The sequence below is a fragment of the Nocardioides hankookensis genome (genome assembly GCF_042658885.1).
Classification (GTDB): domain Bacteria; phylum Actinomycetota; class Actinomycetes; order Propionibacteriales; family Nocardioidaceae; genus Nocardioides; species Nocardioides hankookensis.
In genome coordinates this window covers 762,728-780,681 of record NZ_JBHSRJ010000009.1, presented here as the reverse complement: position 1 = coordinate 780,681, position 17,954 = coordinate 762,728, and the positions used below count along the sequence as shown (strand labels likewise).

The following is a 17,954-nucleotide window of genomic DNA, read 5'->3' as shown; positions in this document are numbered from 1 at the left end:
CGGTGTGAGCACGCCGGAGGAGCCGCCGGAGCCCGCGCCGACCTACCGGACCGACCCGGTGCCGGTCGAGCCGGAGGAGCCGGTCGTGCCCTACGGGCCGCCGGCCCCGGTGCCGGTGCCGGTGGCTGCGACGCCGACCCCGGTCCGCCTCCCGAAGGTGCTCTGGGTGATTCCGGCGGTCGTCGCGATGCTCGTGGTCGTCGGCATCACCACGGCGATCATCGCGGCCAGCACGGGCGGGGACAGCGACAGCGCCACCGAGGCCGTCGCGGGCGGGCCGGGGGGCGACGTCCTGACCGCGGACGGGTACGACGAGCTGCTGGACGCGGTCGACGACGAGGCCGGCAGCACCTGGGTGTTCGACGCCGTCCTCTACCCGGCGTACGCCGTCGTCTCGATCCCCGCCGACGCGACCAGCCAGCGCCAGGAGTCCTTCTACTGGGACGGGTCGGACCTGTCGTCCAACGACAGCAAGAGCACCGCGTCGTTCGACCGGTTCGACATGTCGCGGGTGGAGGGGCAGGTCCTGGTCGACCTCGTGGACCGGGTGAAGCTGCTCGTGGAGGACCCGACCACCTGGTACACGATCGTGCGCGCGCCCGACCAGGACCGGGCGGTGGTCTGGGCCTACGCCACCAACGAGTACGGCGAGACGGCCTACCTCGGCGCCCGGCGCGACGGCACGGTCGTCTACGACTCCACCCAGCACTGAGCCGGGGCTGGAATCCCGCCCCGCGAGGTGGTGTTGTGGTGGGTATGAGCGAGAAGCCGGTGCTGGTGCCCGACGCCAGCCACCCGATCACCGTCACGCCGAACCCGGACCGCGTCGTCGTCACCGCGGGCGGGCAGACGGTCGCCGACACGACGGCCGCACTGACGCTGCAGGAGGCGTCGTACCCCGCCGTCCAGTACGTGCCGCTCGCCGACGTGGACCCGGCCGTCCTGGAGCGCACCGAGCACGCGACGTACTGCCCCTACAAGGGCGACGCGTCCTACTACAGCCTGGTCGTCGACGGCACCGTGCACGACAACGCCGTGTGGACCTACGAGGCGCCGTACGACGCGGTCGCGTCGATCGCCGGCCACGTCGCGTTCTACCCGAACGTCGCCGACGTGCGGGTCTACCCCAGCTCGTAGAGGTAGCGGCTGGTCGGCACCAGGTCGATCTGCCGGTCGGCGCCGATCCGCGCGACGCTGGCCATCAGCACGTCGATGCGACGGCCGAGCTCGGCGTCGTCGCCCCCGCTGCCGTAGAACGCGTGGATGTCGGTGACGGCCGCGCTCGGGAAGAGCTCCTCGACGATGCCGTCGATCCGGGGCGCGCCGGGGGTGAGCGGCTCGAGCACGATGTTCTGGAGGTAGCCGAAAGTCGCCTGCGTGCGGATGCCGACCGCGGTGTGGTCGACCATCCAGATCCGCAGCCACTCGGCCCGGTCGAGCTCGTCGGGTCGGCGGAGCACCGCGACGTTGGCCAGCGCGTCGGCCCGGCTGCCGTCCCAGTCCTCCGGCGGGTCCAGGCGGCGACGCTCGTCGACGGCGTACGCGTGCACGGTGGCGGCGACCGTGCGGAGCACCTCGGCGACCGGCTCCGCGTCGGCGTCCCACACGGTCACGAACCCGGCGATCGGGTCGTCGAGGTGGTCGATGCGCATCGCGCCGGCGACGTGCTCGTCCTCGACGTTGACCTGGAGGCGGCGTACGCCGGCGGCGGCGAGCCGCTCGTGCAGCGCCGGGTCGCGGAGGGCGGACGCGAGGCCGTCACCCCAGACGGCGAATATCAGCTTGCTCACGAGCGCCCACGGTAGGGCATCCTGCTCCGGTGCCGAGGACGATCCGTCTGCCCGCCGTGCTGCGGGACGAGCCGCAGTACCGGCTGCTCTTCGGCAGCCAGGTGCTCTCCGTGCTCGGCGACCGGGTCACGATGGTGGCCCTGCCGTTCGCGGTGCTCGCGACCGGCGGCGGCGTGGCGGACGTGGCGCTGGTGTCGGCCGCGCAGTTCCTGCCCTTCGTGGTGCTCGCGCTGCCGGCCGGGGTCTGGGCCGACCGCTGGGACCGCAAGCGGATCCTGGTCGCGTCCGACGCCGTACGCCTGCTCTGCCAGGTCGTCGCCGCCACCCTGCTGCTCACCGACACCGCGCACGTCGGACACCTCGCCGTCGTGGCGGCGGTGTACGGCGCCGCCGACGCGTTCTTCGCACCGGCCTTCAGCGGGCTGCTGCCGACGACGGTCGCGGCGCCCAACATCCAGCCTGCCAACGCGCTGCGCGGGCTGACCTACTCGGTCGGGTCGATCGTGGGGCCGGTGGTCGCAGGCCTGCTGATCGCCTTCGCAGGCGGGCCCGGCGGGGCCCTGCTCTTCGACGCGGCGACGTTCGCGGTCTCGATCGCGCTGCTGGTGCCGCTGCGGCCCCGGGTGGTGGACGCGGTCGTCTCCGCGGAGGATCCGACCGCGACGACCGACCACTTCTGGACGTCGCTGCGGGAGGGCTGGGGCGAGGTGCGCTCACGGTCCTGGGTGCTGGCGTTCCTGGGCGGCTTCGCGGCGTACCACGTGATCGTGCTGCCCGCGATCTTCGTGATCGGGCCGGTGCTGATGGAGGAGGACCTCGACGGTGCCAGGTCGTGGGCGATCATCGTGGCCTGCTTCGGCATCGGCTCCGTGCTCGGCGACCTGCTCGTGCTGCGCTGGCGGCCGACGTACGCGCTCCGGGTGTCCGCCGTGATGCTGGTCGGCGCGTCCTGCCAGGCGGCGTTCATCGGCAGTGGGCTGGGCACGTGGGGGATCGGCGGGCTCGAGCTCCTCGCGGGCGTCTGCGTCACCGGCGCCTTCACGCTCTGGGAGACCTCGCTCGGCGAGCACATCCCGGCCGCCGCCCTGTCGCGGGTCTCCAGCTACGACTACCTCACCAGCGCCGGCATGATCCCGCTCGGCAACGTGCTCGCCGGCGCCGTCAGCGCGTCCCTGGGCCTGCAGACGACCCTGGTGTGGATGACGGTGCTGGGCGTCGCCGCCTCGCTGTGCGTGGTGGCGGTGCCGGGGGTGCGGGGGCTGGGGCGGGACCCAGGGATACCCGGTTGACCGGGTATCCCTGAACTTGTGGGGCTCTGCACAGGCCAACAAGTTCGCGAACTGACCGACAAGTCAGCCGCCGCAGTCCACGTGCACGACCTGGCGCCAGCCGACGCCGTCGACCTCCGCCTCGACCCAGCTGAGGCCGACCGGTCCTTCGAGGCCACGCCCGGTCGGTGGCAGGCACTGCGGGCGGCCGTCGTCGTGCCACGCTCCCTGTACGTCGGTCCACGACACGTCGCGGGGTACACCGATCGTCCAGCCGTCGGAGAGGTCGCACGAGATCGCGCCCGGTGCCGACAGACAGCCGGCGCGCTCGTGGTGCACGGTCGCGGGCCGGAGGTGGCCGACGACGTAGCCGCCGAGGGAGAGCCCGAGGACGCCGAGGACGATCAGGGCGACCTGCCAGCGGCGGTCGTCCAGCAGACCGACCCTCATGCCAGCACCGAGCGGTAGACCTCGATCGTCCGCTCGGCGATGGCGTCCCAGGAGAAGTCCGAGATCGCACGGGCCCGCCCCGCCCGGCCCATCTCGGCAGCCCGCGCCGGGTCCGCGACCACCGAGTTCAGCGCCGCGGCGAAGTCGGCGACGTACTGGTCCGGGTCGAGGGGCGTGCCGGTGCCGTCGCTGGCCTGCAGGATCGGCACGAGCAGGCCCGTCGAGCCGGGTACGACGACCTCGGGGATGCCGCCGGTCGCGGTCGCGACGACGGCGGTCTCGCAGGCCATCGCCTCGAGGTTGACGATGCCGAGCGGCTCGTAGATCGACGGGCAGGCGAAGACGGTCGCTGCGGTCAGGAGCGCGGTCACGTCGGCCCGGGGCAGCATCTCCGGGATCCACACCACGCCGGACCGCGAGGCGCGCAGCTGCGCCACCAGGCCCTCGACCTCGGCCATGATCTCCGGGGTGTCCGGCGCGCCGGCGCACAGCACGATCTGCACGTCGGGCGGCAGCTCGGCGCACGCGCGCAGGAAGAGCGGCAGCCCCTTCTGGCGGGTGATCCGGCCGACGAAGACGACCGACGGGCGGTCCGGGTCGACACCCAGCTCGCGCACCCGGTCGGGTGCGACGTGCGGCGACCAGTCGTCGGTGTCGATGCCGTTGTGCACGACGTGCACGCGCGCCGGGTCGATCGCCGGGTACGACGCGAGCACGTCGTTGCGCATCGCGGCCGAGACGGCGATGACGGCGGCGGCCGCCTCGTACGACGTCCGCTCGACGTACGACGAGATCGCGTAGCCGCCGCCGAGCTGCTCGGCCTTCCACGGGCGCAGCGGCTCGAGCGAGTGGGCGGAGACGACGTGCGGGACGCCGTGCAGCAGCGAGGCGAGGTGGCCGGCGAAGTTGGCGTACCAGGTGTGGGAGTGCACGAGCTCGGTCCCGGCGCACGCGTCCGCGATCGCCAGGTCGACACCGAGCGTGCGCAGTGCGGCGTTGGCGCCGGACAGCTCGGCCAGGTCGGCGTACGACGAGGTCAGCGGCTCGTCGCGCAGCGCGCCGAACGCGTGCACGTGTGCCTCGACGTCGGATCGGGCACGAAGGGCTCGCACCAGCTCGGCGACGTGCACGCCGGCGCCGCCGTAGACCTCGGGCGGATATTCACGGGACAGCACGTCGACTCGCACGATGCCGAACCTATCCGCCGACGACTAGGTTGAACACATGGCTATCTCGTCCCGGAAGAAGGTCCTCGCGATCGTCCTCGCGGGAGGTGAGGGCAAGCGACTGATGCCGCTCACGGCCGACCGGGCGAAGCCCGCCGTGCCGTTCGCCGGCATCTACCGCCTCATCGACTTCGCGCTCTCCAACGTCGTCAACAGCGGCTACCTCCAGGTGGTCGTGCTGACGCAGTACAAGTCGCACAGCCTCGACCGCCACGTCACCCAGACCTGGCGGATGTCGACGATGCTCGGCAACTACGTGACGCCGGTGCCGGCGCAGCAGCGGGTCGGCAAGCACTGGTACCTCGGCAGCGCCGACGCGATCTACCAGTCGCTCAACCTCATCAAGGACGAAAAGCCCGACATCGTCGTCGTGGTGGGCGCCGACCACGTCTACCGGATGGACTTCCACCAGATGGTGAAGGCACACGTCGCCAGCGGCGCCGCCTGCACCGTCGCCGCGATCCGGCAGCCGATCGGGATGGCCGACCAGTTCGGCGTCATCGACGTGCACCCCGACGACCCGTCGAAGATCCGCGAGTTCCTGGAGAAGCCGACCGACCCGGTCGGTCTGCCCGACAGCCCCGGAGAGGTGCTCGCCTCGATGGGCAACTACGTCTTCGACGCCGACGCGCTGGTCGAGGCCGTCACCCGCGACGCCACCGAGATCGGCAGCAAGCACGACATGGGCGGCGACATCGTCCCGTCGTTCGTGCGCCGCCAGCAGGCCGCGGTCTACGACTACAAGGACAACGACGTGCCCGGCTCGACGGACCGCGACCGCGGCTACTGGCGCGACGTCGGGACGCTCGGCTCCTACTACGCCGCCCACATGGACGTCGTCTCGCCGCTGCCGGTCTTCAACCTCTACAACTTCAGCTGGCCGATCTACACGTCGTACGGCCCGCAGCCGCCGGCCAAGCTGGTCAAGGGCGCCGCAGGCGAGAAGCCGTTCGTCGACGAGGCGGTGCTCTCGCCGGGTGTCGTCGTCACCGGCGGCAGCGTCCAGAGCTCCGTGCTGTCCCCGGCGGTCCGCGTCGGCGCCGGCGCCGAGGTCACCGGCTCGGTGCTCATGAACGGCGTCCAGATCGGCGACGGCGCCGTGGTGCGCAACGCGATCCTCGACAAGAACGTCGTCGTGCCGCCCGGCGCCCGCCTCGGCGTCGATCCCGAGGAGGACCGGGCTCGCGGGTTCGTCGTCGAGGACGGCCTCACCGTGCTCGGCAAGGACCACCCCTTCTAGGCCCGCCGGCTCCTAGGCCAGGCCGGTCCGGATCTCGGCGAGGGCGTCCTCGAGGGAGACCCGGGGCGTCCAGCCCCAGGACCGGGCCCGGTGGGCGACGATCCGGCCGGTCCAGGCGGGGACACCGAGCCACTCCGGCTCGACGCCGAGCGCGCCGGTGACGGTGGCGTAGTAGTCGCGCTGCGTGGCCCGCTCGGCCGCGACGTTGACGGTCGTGCAGGCGCCTGCGAGCGGCCCGGCCGCGGAATCCTCGGCGTCCGCGATCCGTCCCGTCGCGAGGTCGGCGAGCAGGGCGGCGAGGTCGTCGACGTGCACCCACGCGAAGGTCCCCTCCGGAGGGGTACGGCGCTCGGTCGGGTCGTCGCGCATCTCTTCCGGTCGCAGGGTGTTCCACACGGAGGTGTCGCCAGCGCCGAGGATCGCCGGCGGCCGCACCAGGACGCGGGTCGGCCCGTCCACCGCGGCGATCGCCGCGTCGGTGTCGCGCTTGGTCACCGCGTAGTCGTTGCCGTCGTCGCCGACCAGCGCGGACGTCTCGTCGACGTCGCCGGCGGCCGGCGAACGGTCGTAGACGGCGGCGGTCGACACGTGCACGATCCGGCCGACGCCCGCGCTCGCGGCCGCCCGGGCGAAGGCGGCCGTCGCCTCGACGCCCACCTGCTCCTGGGTCGCGCGGTCGCTGCCCATGGGGTGCACCGTCGTCACGGCCGCGCCGGCGCCGGCCAGCACGGACGCCGCGAAGCCCGCGTCGCCGAAGTCGCCGACGTGCTCCTCCACTCCGGGCAGGTCGGGCGCGGTGCCGGCACGTCGCACGACCGCCCGGACGGTGCCGCCGCGCTCGACGACGGCGCCGCACACGCGCGACCCGACGAAGCCGTTGGCGCCGGTGATGACCACGGGACCGGGGACGAGATCAGTCATGCCTCCACCCTGGCACGCCGCTCCTAGATCACTCCCGCCGCCCGGGCGGCCTCGGCGTACGCCGTCGCCAGGGACGCGACCGTCTCGTGGGCGTTGAGCCCGCTGGGGTTCGGCACGATCCAGAGCTCGGCGCCCTCGAACGGCTCCGGCTGCCGGCCCGGGACCGCACGACGCTGCCCGAAGGCCGTCCGGTACGCCGTGATGCCCGCGATCGCGACCACCCGCGGCGCCGTACGACGGACGGTTGCGGCGAGCTCGAGCCCACCGGCGCGGAGCTCGTCGTCGGAGAGCTCGGAGGCCTTCGCGGTGGCCCGGCGCACGATGTTGGTGATGCCGATGCCCCGGGCGCGCAGCCGGTCGCGGTCCTCGTCGGTCATGCCGGCCGACGGGCTGATCGGCTCGGTGATGATCCCGGCCTCGAGCAGGGCGGGGTAGAAGCGGTTGACCGGGTGCGCGAAGTGCGTCTGCGTCGCGGCGGTCCAGAGCCCGGGGTTGATGCCGACGAAGAGCAGCCTCAGCGCCGGGTCGCCGGGACCGGGCAGCAGGTCGGGGACCTCGGCGTCGCGGTAGGACTCCAGCTCGGCGCGGGTGAAGCGGGGCACCCCGGAACCGTACGGCAGCGGCTACCGTCCCATGGTCATGCGACGAACTCTCGGGCTCCTCCTGCTCCTCCTCGCCCTGGTGGGCTGCGGCGAGAAGGTCCACACCGACGGCGGTCTGAAGGCCGAGCCGGCCGACGAGGTCACCCAGGTGGCGCTGCTGACCGGCACCTCGGCGGGCGGCGAGGTCGCGACCGAGCCGACGCCGTTGCCGGACGCCGAGGCCGTGGAGAAGTACGCCGCGCAGTTCCGCAACGACGAGCTCCAGGGCGACATCGTGACCACGGCGGAGCAGACCGAGGTGCCCGACGGCCAGCAGCTCGCCGCCGCGGTCGTCGCGGTCGGCTGCGAGGTGCCGGAGGAGGTGGTCGGCACCGGGTCGGGCGACGACCTCGCGCTGCACGCGCCCGTGCCGTCGCCGACCAAGGAGTGCTTCGCGCCGATGACCACGGTCGCGCTGGTGCTGGTCCCGGCCTGAGTCGTCAGCGGTTCTTGGGCGCCCGGTAGGTGACCTCGAGGGCGTTCGCGACCCGGCGCAGGAAGCCGTCGGAGGGTGTGTTGACCACGCGGTTGCGACCCGCGGTGCCGCGGGCCACCATCGTCGACGACCCGCCGCCGTCGAGGTTGAGCGCCTGGTCGGCGCCGAGGTCGACCATCAGGTTGGCCAGCTCGAGCATCGTGTAGCCGCGGCTGCCGGCGCGGCGACCGTCGACGACCAGGACCAGCACCTCGCCGGTGTCGCGGTCGATGCCCACCGCCGTACGCGGGTGCATGACGCGGTCGTCGATCACGTTGACGACGCCGTCCTTGATGAGCAGGTGGTTGCCGGTGATCGCCATCCGCGGGCCGCCCTGGAGGCGGGCACGCACCACGACCCGGCTGCCGATCCGCAGCGACTTGAGCTGCCGCGCGCCGGCGCCGCGGCCGATCAGCATGCTGCCGCGCATCGGCTTGCCGGCCTTGAGCTTCGTCGTCTTGCGGATCACCTGGTGGTTCTTGATCCAGACGGCGACGACACCCTTGCGCTGGCCCTGGGTCACGGCGTACCCGGACGTCAGGCCCCACCGGGGCGTGTAGAAGCCGACGCCGCCGCTCGGCACGACGGGCGAGTTGTACTGGGTGAGCGTGATCTCCGGGTGCTTGCGGACGCGGAGCACCAGGGGCAGCTCGCCGATGGTGGGCCGGCCGCGGTGGTCGAGGTAGAAGGCTGAGTTCCAGCCGCTGGTCCGGCCGTGCAGCACGCCGTGCGTGAGGTCCTTGCCGAGCCCGAGCGGGGCACCGGTGCGGCCGATGTCGTAGAAGTCGCCGTTGACCCCGGCGACGGCGCCGTCGACGGCCAGGATGTCGGGGACGGTGGCGACGCCCTTGACCGTGCCGGTGTCGGCGTAGTCGATCTTCAGGCCCGGCGTGCGGGGGTTGATCGTGAGCAGGTGCGCCTGGATCGGGCCGCGCGCGTCGGTCTGGGTCCACTGCGTGTACGTCACCCCGGGCACGACCTCGCGGGTGATGTCGCTCGAGCGCCGGACCGGTGCCCAGCGACCGGTGACGGGTGCCGCGATCCAGCCGCGCTCGTTGCCGGAGGTGTGCTTCGGGTGCAGGACCCGGTGGTCGCTCGAGGGCGGTGCCGTGCGCGAGGAGTCCTCCGCGAGAGCGGGCGCACCGGCCACGAGGGCACAGGTCAGCACTCCGACGAGGGCAGCGATCCGAGTGCGCACCCGCCCCAGGGTAGGTCGGTTCCGGCGCGGATCGGGCACGAACCCCCCGCGTGTCTCCTACCCTCGACCCGTGGGCGAGGCACGGAACCTCTTCGTCGAGGGCGACAACCTCGACGTGCTGCCCACGCTGCCCGCGCTCCTGGGCGGTCCCGTCGATCTGGTCTACATCGACCCGCCGTACAACACGGGCAACGACTTCGCCTACCGCGACGACTTCCGCTCGGACGGCTCGCGACGCAGCCGGCACCAGGCCTGGGTGGCGATGATGCGGCCCCGGCTGGTCGCCGCCCGTGAGGTGCTCGCCGAGACCGGAGCGATCTTCGTGAGCATCGACGACAACGAGGTCGCGCACCTGCGGCTGCTGATGGACGAGGTGTACGGCGAGGAGAACCTGCTCGCCCAGGTGGTCGTCAACCTCAACCCCAAGGGCCGCCAGCTCGGCAAGGGGTTCGCGACCAACCACGAGTACGTCCTCGTCTACGCACGCGACGCGCGGCGTACGGTCCTCGACGCGAGCAGTCCGGACGCGGTCGACGAGCGCGACTTCCCGCTGACGACGCCGGACGGCCGGCGCTTCCGGCACCTGCCGCTGCGCAACACCAACAAGAAGTTCAACCCGCTGACGGCGCGCACACTGCACTTCGCGCTCTGGGGCGATCCCGCGAGCGGCCGGGTGAGCACCGCGCCCTTCGAGGGGGCGGTCGAGATCGAGCCGGTCTTCGGCGACGGGCGGCCGGCGGTGTGGCGCTGGAGCCGCCCGCTGATCGACGAGCGGCCCGACGACGTGGTCTGCCGGGTGGTGAAGGCCCGCGCTGGCGACCGGATCGACGTCTACCAGCGCGACTGGCTCGAGCGGGACACCCCCGGTGGTCGGCGCAAGAAGCTGCGCACGATCTGGCTGGCCGAGGAGGTCGGCTCGACCGACACCGCGGTCGCCGAGCTCAAGGAGCTGGTCGGACACGTCTTCGAGTCGCCCAAGCCGACCGGGCTCGTGCGCCGGATCCTCGGCACCATGCCGGACGACGCGCTGGTCGTCGACTTCTTCGCCGGCAGCGGTACGACGGGGCACGCGGTCGCCCTCCAGAACGCCGCCGACGGCGGCACCCGCCGGTGCGTGAGCATCAACTCGGCCGAGCCGACCCGCCCCGGCTCCAACGCCCATGCCGCCGGGTTGCTGAGCGTCGCCGACATCACCCGGGCCCGGCTCCAGGCCGTTGCAGACACGGTGGGCGGCGGCTACGAGGAGCTCTCCGTCTAGTCAGGTGACCAGCAGGTCGAGGACGGCGCGCAGCGGGGCCCACCGGTCGCGGCCGCTCTGGGTGACGGCGTACGCGCGCAGCGTGACCTGCGGACCCTTGAGGGGGAGCACCCGGATGCCCCGGCGTGACGCGGGGCCGTGCGGCAGCATGCCGATGCCGCGTCCGGCGACGATCAGGTCGTCGACCAGCTCCAGCGCGTCGACGCGGTGCACGATCCGGGGCGTGAACCCGGCCATCGACGCCAGCGTGCGCAGCACCTCCTCGTCGGCGGTGTTGCGGGAGTTCACGATCCAGCTGCGGTCGGCGTACGTCGCGAACGGTGCGCGGCGCTCGCGGGCCGGGACCCCGAGGCCCCAGGGCACCCGCCAGAGCTCGGTCACCTCGAGGTCGCTCCGCCACGAAGCAGGGGCGAGGTTGTAGTCGTAGGCCAGGGCGAGGTCGACGTCGTCGCGGGCGAGCAGGTCGAGGGCCTCGACCGGCTCGTACTCGTGGATCTGCACCTCCACGCCCGGGTGCGTGGCGGCCAGGTCGTCCATCGCGGGGAGCAGCGAGCGTCGGATGCCGGTGGCGAAGCCCGCCACCCTCACCACCCCGACCGGCTCGGCCGCGGGGTCGAGGTCGAGGCGCGCGGCGTCGACCGCGGCCAGGATCGTGACGGCGTGGTCGGCGAGCCGGCGGCCCGCCGGAGTCAGTCGGACCCGTCGGCCATCGGGCTCGACCAGCGGCGCCCCGGCCTCGCGGGCGAGCGTCGCGATGCCCTGGGAGACGGTCGACGTGGTGGTGTGCAGCTCCTCGGCCACGGCGTGCATCGAGCCGAGCCGGGAGAGCTCGACCAGGAGCTGGAGACGTCGGAGGTCCACGGCATCATTGTTCGTCGATCACGAACGGTATGTCCAGCAAACTCACGTGGACACGAACGAATGCGAGTCGGTCCACTGGAGCCATGAACACCGCAGCCCGCTCCGGAGCGTCGATGGCGATCGCCGCGATGCTGTGCGTCCAGGTCGGCCTCGCCGTCTCGATCGGCCTCATCGACCAGGTCGGCGCCGAGGGTGCCGCCTGGCTCCGGCTCTTCTGGGCCGGCGTCGTGATGCTGGTCGTGGTCCGTCCGCGACGCTCGGCGTTCAGCCGCGACGCGTGGCGGGCCGGCATCGCCCTCGGCGTCGTCACGGCGGGCGTGACGCTGCTCTTCATGGCGTCCCTCGCCCGGCTCCCGCTCGGGATGGCGAGCGCGCTCGAGTTCCTCGGGCCGCTCGGCGTCGCGGTCGCGCGGAGCCGCGGGACCGCCCGGCTGTGGGCCCTGCTCGCCGCGATCGGCGTGGTGCTGCTGACCCAGCCGTGGAGCGGCAGCGCCGACCCGGTCGGCGTCGCCTACGCGCTGGGCGCGGCGGTCTGCTGGGCGGCGTACATCCTGCTCACCCAGCGCATCGGCGACCACGTCGAGGGCATCGCGGGCCTGGCCATCTCGATGCCGGTCGCGGCGGTGGTCGCGACGTTCGTCGCCGGGCCGGGCGTCGTCGGTCACCTCACCCCCGAGCTGATGCTCGTCGGGCTGGGCCTGGCGATCCTGCTGCCGCTCGTGCCCTTCACGCTCGAGCTGCTCGCCCTGCGTCGCCTCACCACCGGCGCGTTCGGCACCCTGATGGCGCTCGACCCCGCCGTCGCCCTGCTCGTCGGGCTGCTGGCGCTGCACCAGGTTCCGAACCTGCTGGCCGTCGCCGGCATCGGCTTCGTCGTCGCCGCCGGGATCGGCGCCGAGCGCAGCGGCGCGCGCGAGGACGACTCAGACGCCGGCAGCCTTCTCGAGGGCCGTGACCTCGTCGTCCAGGTGGGTCAGTAGCCGCTGGAGGTGCGGCACCGTGCGACGGCAGCCGATCAGGCCGAAGCCGAGGTTGCCGTCGTACGAGATGCAGGTGATGTTGAGCGCCATCCCGTTGATCGGGATCGACAGCGGGTAGTGGCCGACCAGCTTGGCGCCATTCCAGTACTGCGTGGCGCGCGGTCCCGGGACGTTGCTGATGATCAGGTTGTACGGCGGGCGCACGAGGCCCGACATCCGCAGCATCGGTGCGGCGATCGCCGGCGCCTGACCGAGGGCGCTCATCGCCATGATCTGCAGCGGCGTCATCGTCGACAGCGCCTCCTTGCCGTCCTGCATGGCCGCGTGGATGACGGTGAGCCGGTCGGCCGGGTCCTCGAGGTCGGTGCCGAGCTGGCACATCACCGAACCGACGGCGTTGCCACCCTCGGTGGAGGCGATGTGCGACTCCTTGGCCTTGAGGCCGATCGGCACCATCGCCACGAGCGACGTCTCCGGGAGCGCGTCGACCTCCAGCAGGTAGCGACGTACGGCGCCGCCGCACATCGCCAGCACCACGTCGTTGATGGTGGTGCCGGTCGCCTTGCCGATGGCGTGCAGCCGCTCGATCGGCCAGTCCTGCGCGGCGAACCGGCGCGACCCGGTGATCTTCTGGTTGAAGATCGTGCGGGGCGCGTAGAGCGAGAGGGCCGAGGTCTCGTTGCGCACGCCCTTGGTGATCGTCTTGATCAGCGCGCCCGGCATGCCGGCGGCCTCGGCGGTGATGCCGAGCGCGGAACGCAGCGCCTGGGTCGGGATCTCGGTGAGGCTGGTCTCGGCGTCCTGCTTCGGCGGACGCGGCCGGTCGCGGCGGGTGCGCGCGTCCCACGGGGGCGGCATCTCGCGCAGGTCGGGGTCGGGGCTGAGCGTGCTCTGCACGAGCCGCATCGCCGAGATGCCGTCGACCAGTGCGTGGTGGACCTTCGTGTAGAGGGCGACCCGTCCGTCGCGGAGGCCCTCGATGACGTGCGCCTCCCACAGCGGGCGCTCCCACGCCAGCCGGGTGCCGTGCAGGCGGCCGCTCAGGTCGAGCAGCTCGCGGATCCGTCCGGGCTGCGGCAGCGCGCTGTGCCGGATGTGGTGGTCGATGTCGAACTGCTCGTCCTCGACCCAGGTCAGCTGGGCGGCGGTCGACAGGGAGCGGTGCGGCCGCTTGAGGAAGAGCGGCGCGATCTCGTCGACGTCGCGCATCGACTCGTACATCTCGCGGCCGTAGCCGCGCCCGGCGCCGGCGGGCTTCTCGAAGAGCTGGAGGCCGCCGACGTGCATCGGCATGCTGCGGTTCTCCACCAGCAGGAACGCGGTCCCCGTCGGGTCGATCAGTGATCCCACGCTGCATCCTTCGCTCGGGACGGCCGGACACACGTGTGGCGGTCGCCACAGCGCAGCGTACGGGTCAGGGCTTCTTCTTGCCCGGCTTCGGCCCGTGCGGCTTGGGTCCGTGCGGCTTGGGTCCCGGCCCGTGGTGGAGCTTCGGCGGCTTCGGCTTCGCGACGTGGTGGGTCGCGGGTGCCGGGGGTGTCGGCGTCGGGGTCGGGGTCGGGGTCGCCGTCTCGGGACCGGTGGAGACCCGCAGCACGACGGTCGCCGGGTCGTCGCCCGTGTAGGCACCGGGTGCCGGGGACTGGCGCAGCACCAGGCCCCGGGCCGCCGGGTCGTCGACGGGACGGCGTACGACGGCGAAGCCCGCGGCCTCGAGCTCGCGGACCGCGTGGGCGACCTGCTCGCCGCGGACCGACGGCACGGTGAGCTCGGCCGCCGCTCCGGCGGGAGGCGCGGCGTCGTCACCCCGCACGATCACCGCGATGCTGCCGACGGCGAGCACGAGGACCGCGGCCGCCGCGATCGCGACGAGACGACGGCGGTCCCACTCCCTCGGGGCGGTGGCGGTCGGCATCGGCGGCAGCACGACGGTCGGCTGCTGGTCGAGGGTCGCCACCGTGGCGACGACCTCCGCCGCCGTCGGGCGGTCGGCGGGCTCCGCGGCCATCATCCGTGCGACGAGCGTGCGCACCGGGACGGGGACCTCGGCGCCCAGCTGTGGCGGCTCGTCGTGGAGGCGGGCCAGCAAGGTCGCGGCCTGGGTCTCGCGCCGGAACGGCGAGGTGGCGCTGAGGCACTGGTGGGCCACGATGCCGAGCGCGTAGACGTCGGAGGCGGGCGTGGCCCGCTGGCCGCGCACCTGCTCGGGGCTCAGGTAGTCGGCCGACCCGATGATCTGACCGGTCTCGGTCAACGGCTCCATCGCGTCGGAGCGGGCGACCCCGAAGTCGACGAGCACGGCCCGACCGCTGCTCGTCACCAGGATGTTCGAGGGCTTCAGGTCGCGGTGCACGATGCCCGCGGCGTGCGCGACCACGAGGGCCTGCGCGACGTCGTCGAGGAGTGCGGCGACGGTCGCAGGCGGGAGCGCGCCGCGCTCGCGCAGCAGCTCGCCGAGCGGCGTGCCCTCGACGTACTGCATGACGACGTACGGCGCGGGCCCGGTCTCGGTCGCCTCCTCGCCGTAGTCGAACACCTGGACGATCCCGGGGTGCTGGAGCGCCCCGGCGAACCTGGCCTCGGCCTGGAGGCGGGCGCGCGTGACGTCGTCGACCTCGCGCCCGGCGTGGAGCAGCTTGATCGCGACGGTCCGGTCCAGGCGGCGGTCGTGGGCGCGGTAGACGGTGCCCATGCCGCCCGACCCGATGTGGTCGGTCAGCTCGTACCTGCCGTCGAGCAGGTCCCCGGGCGCGCGTGCGGTCACGACCGGGTCGTACCCAGTCCTCCGTCCGGGGAAGCGCGGACGCCGAGATGTAACGCTCCGCCGTCCGGGAACGCTGAGGTCAGTAGTGCCCATGCGTCCCACCAGTCACGGCGGGACCTGACCCTCGGGGGAAGCCCATGCGTCCACGGACGTCACGCACAGCCATCCTCACCACCGTCGCGCTCGCCGCGACGATCCTCGCCGTCGCCCCACCGGCGTCGGCCGCGCCGACCTGGGTCGACGCGCCGGACGTCGCCGACACCGGCGACCAGGTCCGGCAGCTGCACTCGTCCGCGTCGAGCCTGGCCTGGGTCGACGCCGCGGCCGACGACGTCGTCGCCGTCGTCCGCAAGCCCGGCGAGGCCTGGTCGGCACCCGTCGTCCTGGCGAGCCCGGGCGCGAGCCCGCACATCGAGAGCGCGGACAGCGGCCTCGTGTACTACCGCGTCGGCAGCACCCTGCGCTCGGTGCGCCTGGACCCGGCGACGCTGACCGCGTCGACCCCGGTGGACGTCACGACGTCGTACGTCCCGGGCACGCTCGCCCACTTCGGTGACGTCGTCACCTGGGCCGAGGACCTCGGTGGCGGCCAGCAGCGGGTGGTGGCGCAGAACGGCTCGACGCTGCAGGTCGTGCGGCCGGCGGCCGCGGTGACCTACCGCGAGGTCGTCGGCGGGTTCGCCCCGGGCGACCAGAGCTACCTCGCGTGGGTGCAGGAGGCCGCGGGCGGGGCGCAGCAGCTGTACGTCGAGCACTGGGGCGGCGAGCCGGTCCTGCTCGGGGACACCGGGTCGACGTACGCCGACCTCGACTTCAGCTCGTCGGGCAACCTGACCTGGGTCGAGACGACCGGCTCGAACCCCGCTCGGGTGCGGGTGGCGATCGTCGGCGCCAGCGGGCAGTGGACCACTGCTGACGTCCCGGGCGGCCCCGGCGCGGCGTCCGACCCGTCGGTCTCCCGGTTCGCCAACGGCGGGCGCGCGATCGTCTGGCGTGAGCAGGGCGGCGGCACCTGGTCGGTCCGCTCGGCCACGGCTCCCGCCAGCGGAGGCAAGTGGAGCGCGGCCGCCACGCTCGCCACGGGCTCGGGGGCGCTGGCGCCCGACACGTACGCCTCGGCGTCCGGGTTCTCGGGCCAGCTCGCGTCGTGGTGCCGGCCGGACACCACCGGCTGCACGATGCAGGGTGCGTTCCGCGCGCCCGGCTCGGGCGGTGCCTGGGGCGCGGTGACCGACCTCGGCACGGTCGCCGACGCGAGCGACGCACGCCTGGCGCCGTTCGCCAACGAGTCCTCCCCGACCGCCTGGACCGGCGCGGGCGACGACATCCACGTCAGCGTCAACGACCACACCGCTCCGACGACCACGACGCAGGCAGCGTCCCCCGTGGCGCTGGACAACGTCCTGGCCGCGCAGTGGTCGGCCGTCGACGACTGGAGCCCGATCTCGTCGTACCAGCTCCAGGTCGCCGACATCGGTCCGCGTGACGCCAGCAGCAGCCTCGACTGGCGCACGGTCTCCACGACGACCGCGACCGAGCGCAACCTGCGGGTGGCGCGGGGCTACACCCGGTGCTACCGGGTCTTCGCCACCGACGCGGGCGGCAACGCCGAGGCCGACGCGACCGCACGGTGCACGACGGCGCCGCTGGACGACCGCGACCTGCGTCGCTCGGCCGGGTGGGAGGCGGTGAGCGACGCGAAGAGCTACCGCGGCACGCTGATGCGCACCAAGCAGCGGGGGGCGAAGCTGGCCTACAGCAACTACCCGTTCAACAGCGTGAAGCTCCTCTTCCGGCGCTTCCCGAAGGGCGGCACCGTCGAGATCATGCTCTCTGGGCAGCACGTCCGGACCCTGAGCACTGCCGGACCGGCGATGCGCGAGGTGGCGCTGCCCGCCAGCCGCCCGGACCTGGGGAAGCGCAACCGGGTCCTCCAGATCCAGGTCGTCTCGAAGGGCCGCCTGGTGCTCATCGACGGGGTCATCCCGCCGACCAACCCGCAGGGGTGATGGCAGCGCCCTGCTGATGCAAGGGGTTTCACCGTTGCGGTGAGACCCGCTCCCGGGATGGGGTCGAGGTGACCACCATCGACCTCATCCCGGGAGAACCCCATGGCTCGTCGCCTGCTGCTGTCCGCCCTCTCCGTCGTGCTGGCCTCCGGCGCGATCGTCGGCGTGCCGTCGGCCGCCCACGCTGCGACGTACTCCGCCCCGCTGAGCCAGGCCGTGTCGTCGCTGCCGGTCGCGAGCGAGGTGCGCACGGGCTACGACCGCGACCTCTTCACGCTCTGGACCGACGCCGACGGGGACGGGTGCAACACCCGCAACGAGGTGCTCATCGCCGAGGCGGAGGAGGCGCCGAGCGTCGGGTCGGGCTGCTCCCTGACCGGCGGGCGCTGGTTCTCCTACTACGACGGCGTCTCGCAGTACGCGCCGGCCGACCTCGACATCGACCACATGGTGCCGCTCGCCGAGGCCTGGGACTCGGGCGCCCGCAGCTGGTCGAGCGCGAAGCGGGAGTCCTACGCCAACGACCTGGGTGACTACCGGACGCTCGTGGCCGTCACCGACTCGGTCAACCAGACGAAGAGCGACCAGGACCCGGCCGAGTGGCTGCCCGCCCAGCAGCAGTGCCGCTACCTGCGCGAGTGGGTCGCGGTGAAGCACCGGTGGGCGCTCAGCGTGGACAGCGCCGAGAAGAGCGCACTGACCTCGCTCGCGTCCGGGTGCGACGACGTGACGATCACCGTGGAGATCGCGGGCTGAGCGACCCGGTCCGAGCCACCAACCGCCCACAGGGCGGTCTCCGACGCCGGTCTCCACAGGGGACCGGCGTCGTCGCTCCGGGTGTCCTCGGCCGCTCCTAGCGTCAGCGGCGCACCG

At 73.0% G+C, this 17,954-nt stretch carries 18 protein-coding genes; 9 read left to right on the top strand and 9 right to left on the bottom strand.

The window, feature by feature from the left end:
- The first annotated feature begins 4 nt into the window (after positions 1-4).
- Both ACFPYL_RS23370 and ACFPYL_RS23365 read left to right on the top strand, forming a co-directional pair.
- The gene (locus ACFPYL_RS23370; RefSeq protein WP_379160346.1) at positions 5-712 is read left to right on the top strand and encodes a hypothetical protein; all 708 of its coding nucleotides are present in this window, start codon (positions 5-7) and stop codon (positions 710-712) included.
- A gap of 44 nt (positions 713-756) precedes the next feature.
- Positions 757-1,137, top strand: coding sequence for a DUF427 domain-containing protein (locus ACFPYL_RS23365; RefSeq protein WP_379160343.1), 381 nt, complete (start codon positions 757-759; stop codon positions 1,135-1,137).
- On the opposite strand, the gene ACFPYL_RS23360 is transcribed toward ACFPYL_RS23365, so the two are convergent.
- Positions 1,122-1,790: a hypothetical protein gene (locus tag ACFPYL_RS23360; protein WP_379160340.1), complete on the bottom strand. Its 669-nt coding sequence runs from the start codon at positions 1,788-1,790 to the stop codon at positions 1,122-1,124. The two genes, ACFPYL_RS23365 and ACFPYL_RS23360, sit on opposite strands and share 16 nt — an antisense overlap.
- Positions 1,791-1,819: 29 nt before the next feature.
- On the opposite strand from ACFPYL_RS23360, the gene ACFPYL_RS23355 reads away from it, so the two are divergent.
- A complete protein-coding gene (locus tag ACFPYL_RS23355) occupies positions 1,820-3,079 on the top strand; it encodes an MFS transporter (RefSeq protein WP_379160337.1) in 1,260 nt (419 codons plus the stop codon).
- Between the two features lie 63 nt (positions 3,080-3,142).
- On the opposite strand, the gene ACFPYL_RS23350 is transcribed toward ACFPYL_RS23355, so the two are convergent.
- Both ACFPYL_RS23350 and glgA read right to left on the bottom strand, forming a co-directional pair.
- Positions 3,143-3,508: a hypothetical protein gene (locus ACFPYL_RS23350; RefSeq protein WP_379160334.1), complete on the bottom strand. Its 366-nt coding sequence runs from the start codon at positions 3,506-3,508 to the stop codon at positions 3,143-3,145.
- A complete protein-coding gene (gene glgA / locus ACFPYL_RS23345; RefSeq protein WP_379160331.1) occupies positions 3,505-4,695 on the bottom strand; it encodes a glycogen synthase in 1,191 nt (396 codons plus the stop codon). Before glgA ends, ACFPYL_RS23350 begins: the two co-directional genes overlap by 4 nt.
- A gap of 37 nt (positions 4,696-4,732) precedes the next feature.
- Here glgA and glgC point away from each other — a divergent pair, with 37 nt between their 5' ends.
- Positions 4,733-5,974: a glucose-1-phosphate adenylyltransferase gene (gene glgC / locus ACFPYL_RS23340; protein ID WP_379160328.1), complete on the top strand. Its 1,242-nt coding sequence runs from the start codon at positions 4,733-4,735 to the stop codon at positions 5,972-5,974.
- A 12-nt stretch (positions 5,975-5,986) separates the two neighbouring features.
- On the opposite strand, the gene ACFPYL_RS23335 is transcribed toward glgC, so the two are convergent.
- Positions 5,987-6,895 (bottom strand): NAD-dependent epimerase/dehydratase family protein, encoded by a 909-nt coding sequence (locus ACFPYL_RS23335; RefSeq protein ID WP_379160325.1) that lies wholly within the window; start codon positions 6,893-6,895, stop codon positions 5,987-5,989.
- Between the two features lie 23 nt (positions 6,896-6,918).
- On the bottom strand, positions 6,919-7,497 hold the full coding sequence (locus tag ACFPYL_RS23330; RefSeq protein WP_379160322.1) for a mismatch-specific DNA-glycosylase: 579 nt from the start codon (positions 7,495-7,497) through the stop codon (positions 6,919-6,921).
- A 37-nt stretch (positions 7,498-7,534) separates the two neighbouring features.
- On the opposite strand from ACFPYL_RS23330, the gene ACFPYL_RS23325 reads away from it, so the two are divergent.
- On the top strand, positions 7,535-7,972 hold the full coding sequence (locus ACFPYL_RS23325; RefSeq protein WP_379160319.1) for a hypothetical protein: 438 nt from the start codon (positions 7,535-7,537) through the stop codon (positions 7,970-7,972).
- Positions 7,973-7,976: 4 nt separating this feature from the next.
- Here ACFPYL_RS23325 and ACFPYL_RS23320 read toward each other — a convergent pair whose 3' ends face one another.
- On the bottom strand, positions 7,977-9,209 hold the full coding sequence (locus ACFPYL_RS23320) for a phosphodiester glycosidase family protein (RefSeq protein WP_379160316.1): 1,233 nt from the start codon (positions 9,207-9,209) through the stop codon (positions 7,977-7,979).
- Positions 9,210-9,279: 70 nt separating this feature from the next.
- On the opposite strand from ACFPYL_RS23320, the gene ACFPYL_RS23315 reads away from it, so the two are divergent.
- Positions 9,280-10,467, top strand: a complete 1,188-nt coding sequence (locus ACFPYL_RS23315; RefSeq protein ID WP_379160313.1) for a site-specific DNA-methyltransferase — start codon at positions 9,280-9,282, stop codon at positions 10,465-10,467.
- On the opposite strand, the gene ACFPYL_RS23310 is transcribed toward ACFPYL_RS23315, so the two are convergent.
- Entirely contained in the window at positions 10,468-11,328 is an 861-nt protein-coding gene (locus tag ACFPYL_RS23310; RefSeq protein ID WP_379160310.1) for a LysR family transcriptional regulator, read from the bottom strand.
- 83 nt (positions 11,329-11,411) lie between these two features.
- Between ACFPYL_RS23310 and ACFPYL_RS23305 the strand changes: the two genes are divergently transcribed.
- Positions 11,412-12,308, top strand: a complete 897-nt coding sequence (locus ACFPYL_RS23305; protein ID WP_379160307.1) for an EamA family transporter — start codon at positions 11,412-11,414, stop codon at positions 12,306-12,308.
- Here ACFPYL_RS23305 and ACFPYL_RS23300 read toward each other — a convergent pair.
- Positions 12,252-13,658 (bottom strand): WS/DGAT/MGAT family O-acyltransferase, encoded by a 1,407-nt coding sequence (locus tag ACFPYL_RS23300; protein ID WP_379160304.1) that lies wholly within the window; start codon positions 13,656-13,658, stop codon positions 12,252-12,254. The genes ACFPYL_RS23305 and ACFPYL_RS23300 overlap by 57 nt on opposite strands.
- A gap of 64 nt (positions 13,659-13,722) precedes the next feature.
- Positions 13,723-15,072 carry a serine/threonine-protein kinase gene (locus ACFPYL_RS23295; RefSeq protein ID WP_379160302.1) on the bottom strand — a complete coding sequence of 450 codons (1,350 nt, stop codon included), beginning with the start codon at positions 15,070-15,072 and terminating at the stop codon, positions 13,723-13,725.
- 137 nt (positions 15,073-15,209) lie between these two features.
- Between ACFPYL_RS23295 and ACFPYL_RS23290 the strand changes: the two genes are divergently transcribed.
- Together ACFPYL_RS23290 and ACFPYL_RS23285 are read left to right on the top strand one after the other, a co-directional pair.
- Positions 15,210-17,081 carry a hypothetical protein gene (locus ACFPYL_RS23290; RefSeq protein WP_379160300.1) on the top strand — a complete coding sequence of 624 codons (1,872 nt, stop codon included), beginning with the start codon at positions 15,210-15,212 and terminating at the stop codon, positions 17,079-17,081.
- A gap of 102 nt (positions 17,082-17,183) precedes the next feature.
- Positions 17,184-17,837 carry an HNH endonuclease family protein gene (locus ACFPYL_RS23285; RefSeq protein WP_379160298.1) on the top strand — a complete coding sequence of 218 codons (654 nt, stop codon included), beginning with the start codon at positions 17,184-17,186 and terminating at the stop codon, positions 17,835-17,837.
- Positions 17,838-17,954: the final 117 nt, after the last annotated feature.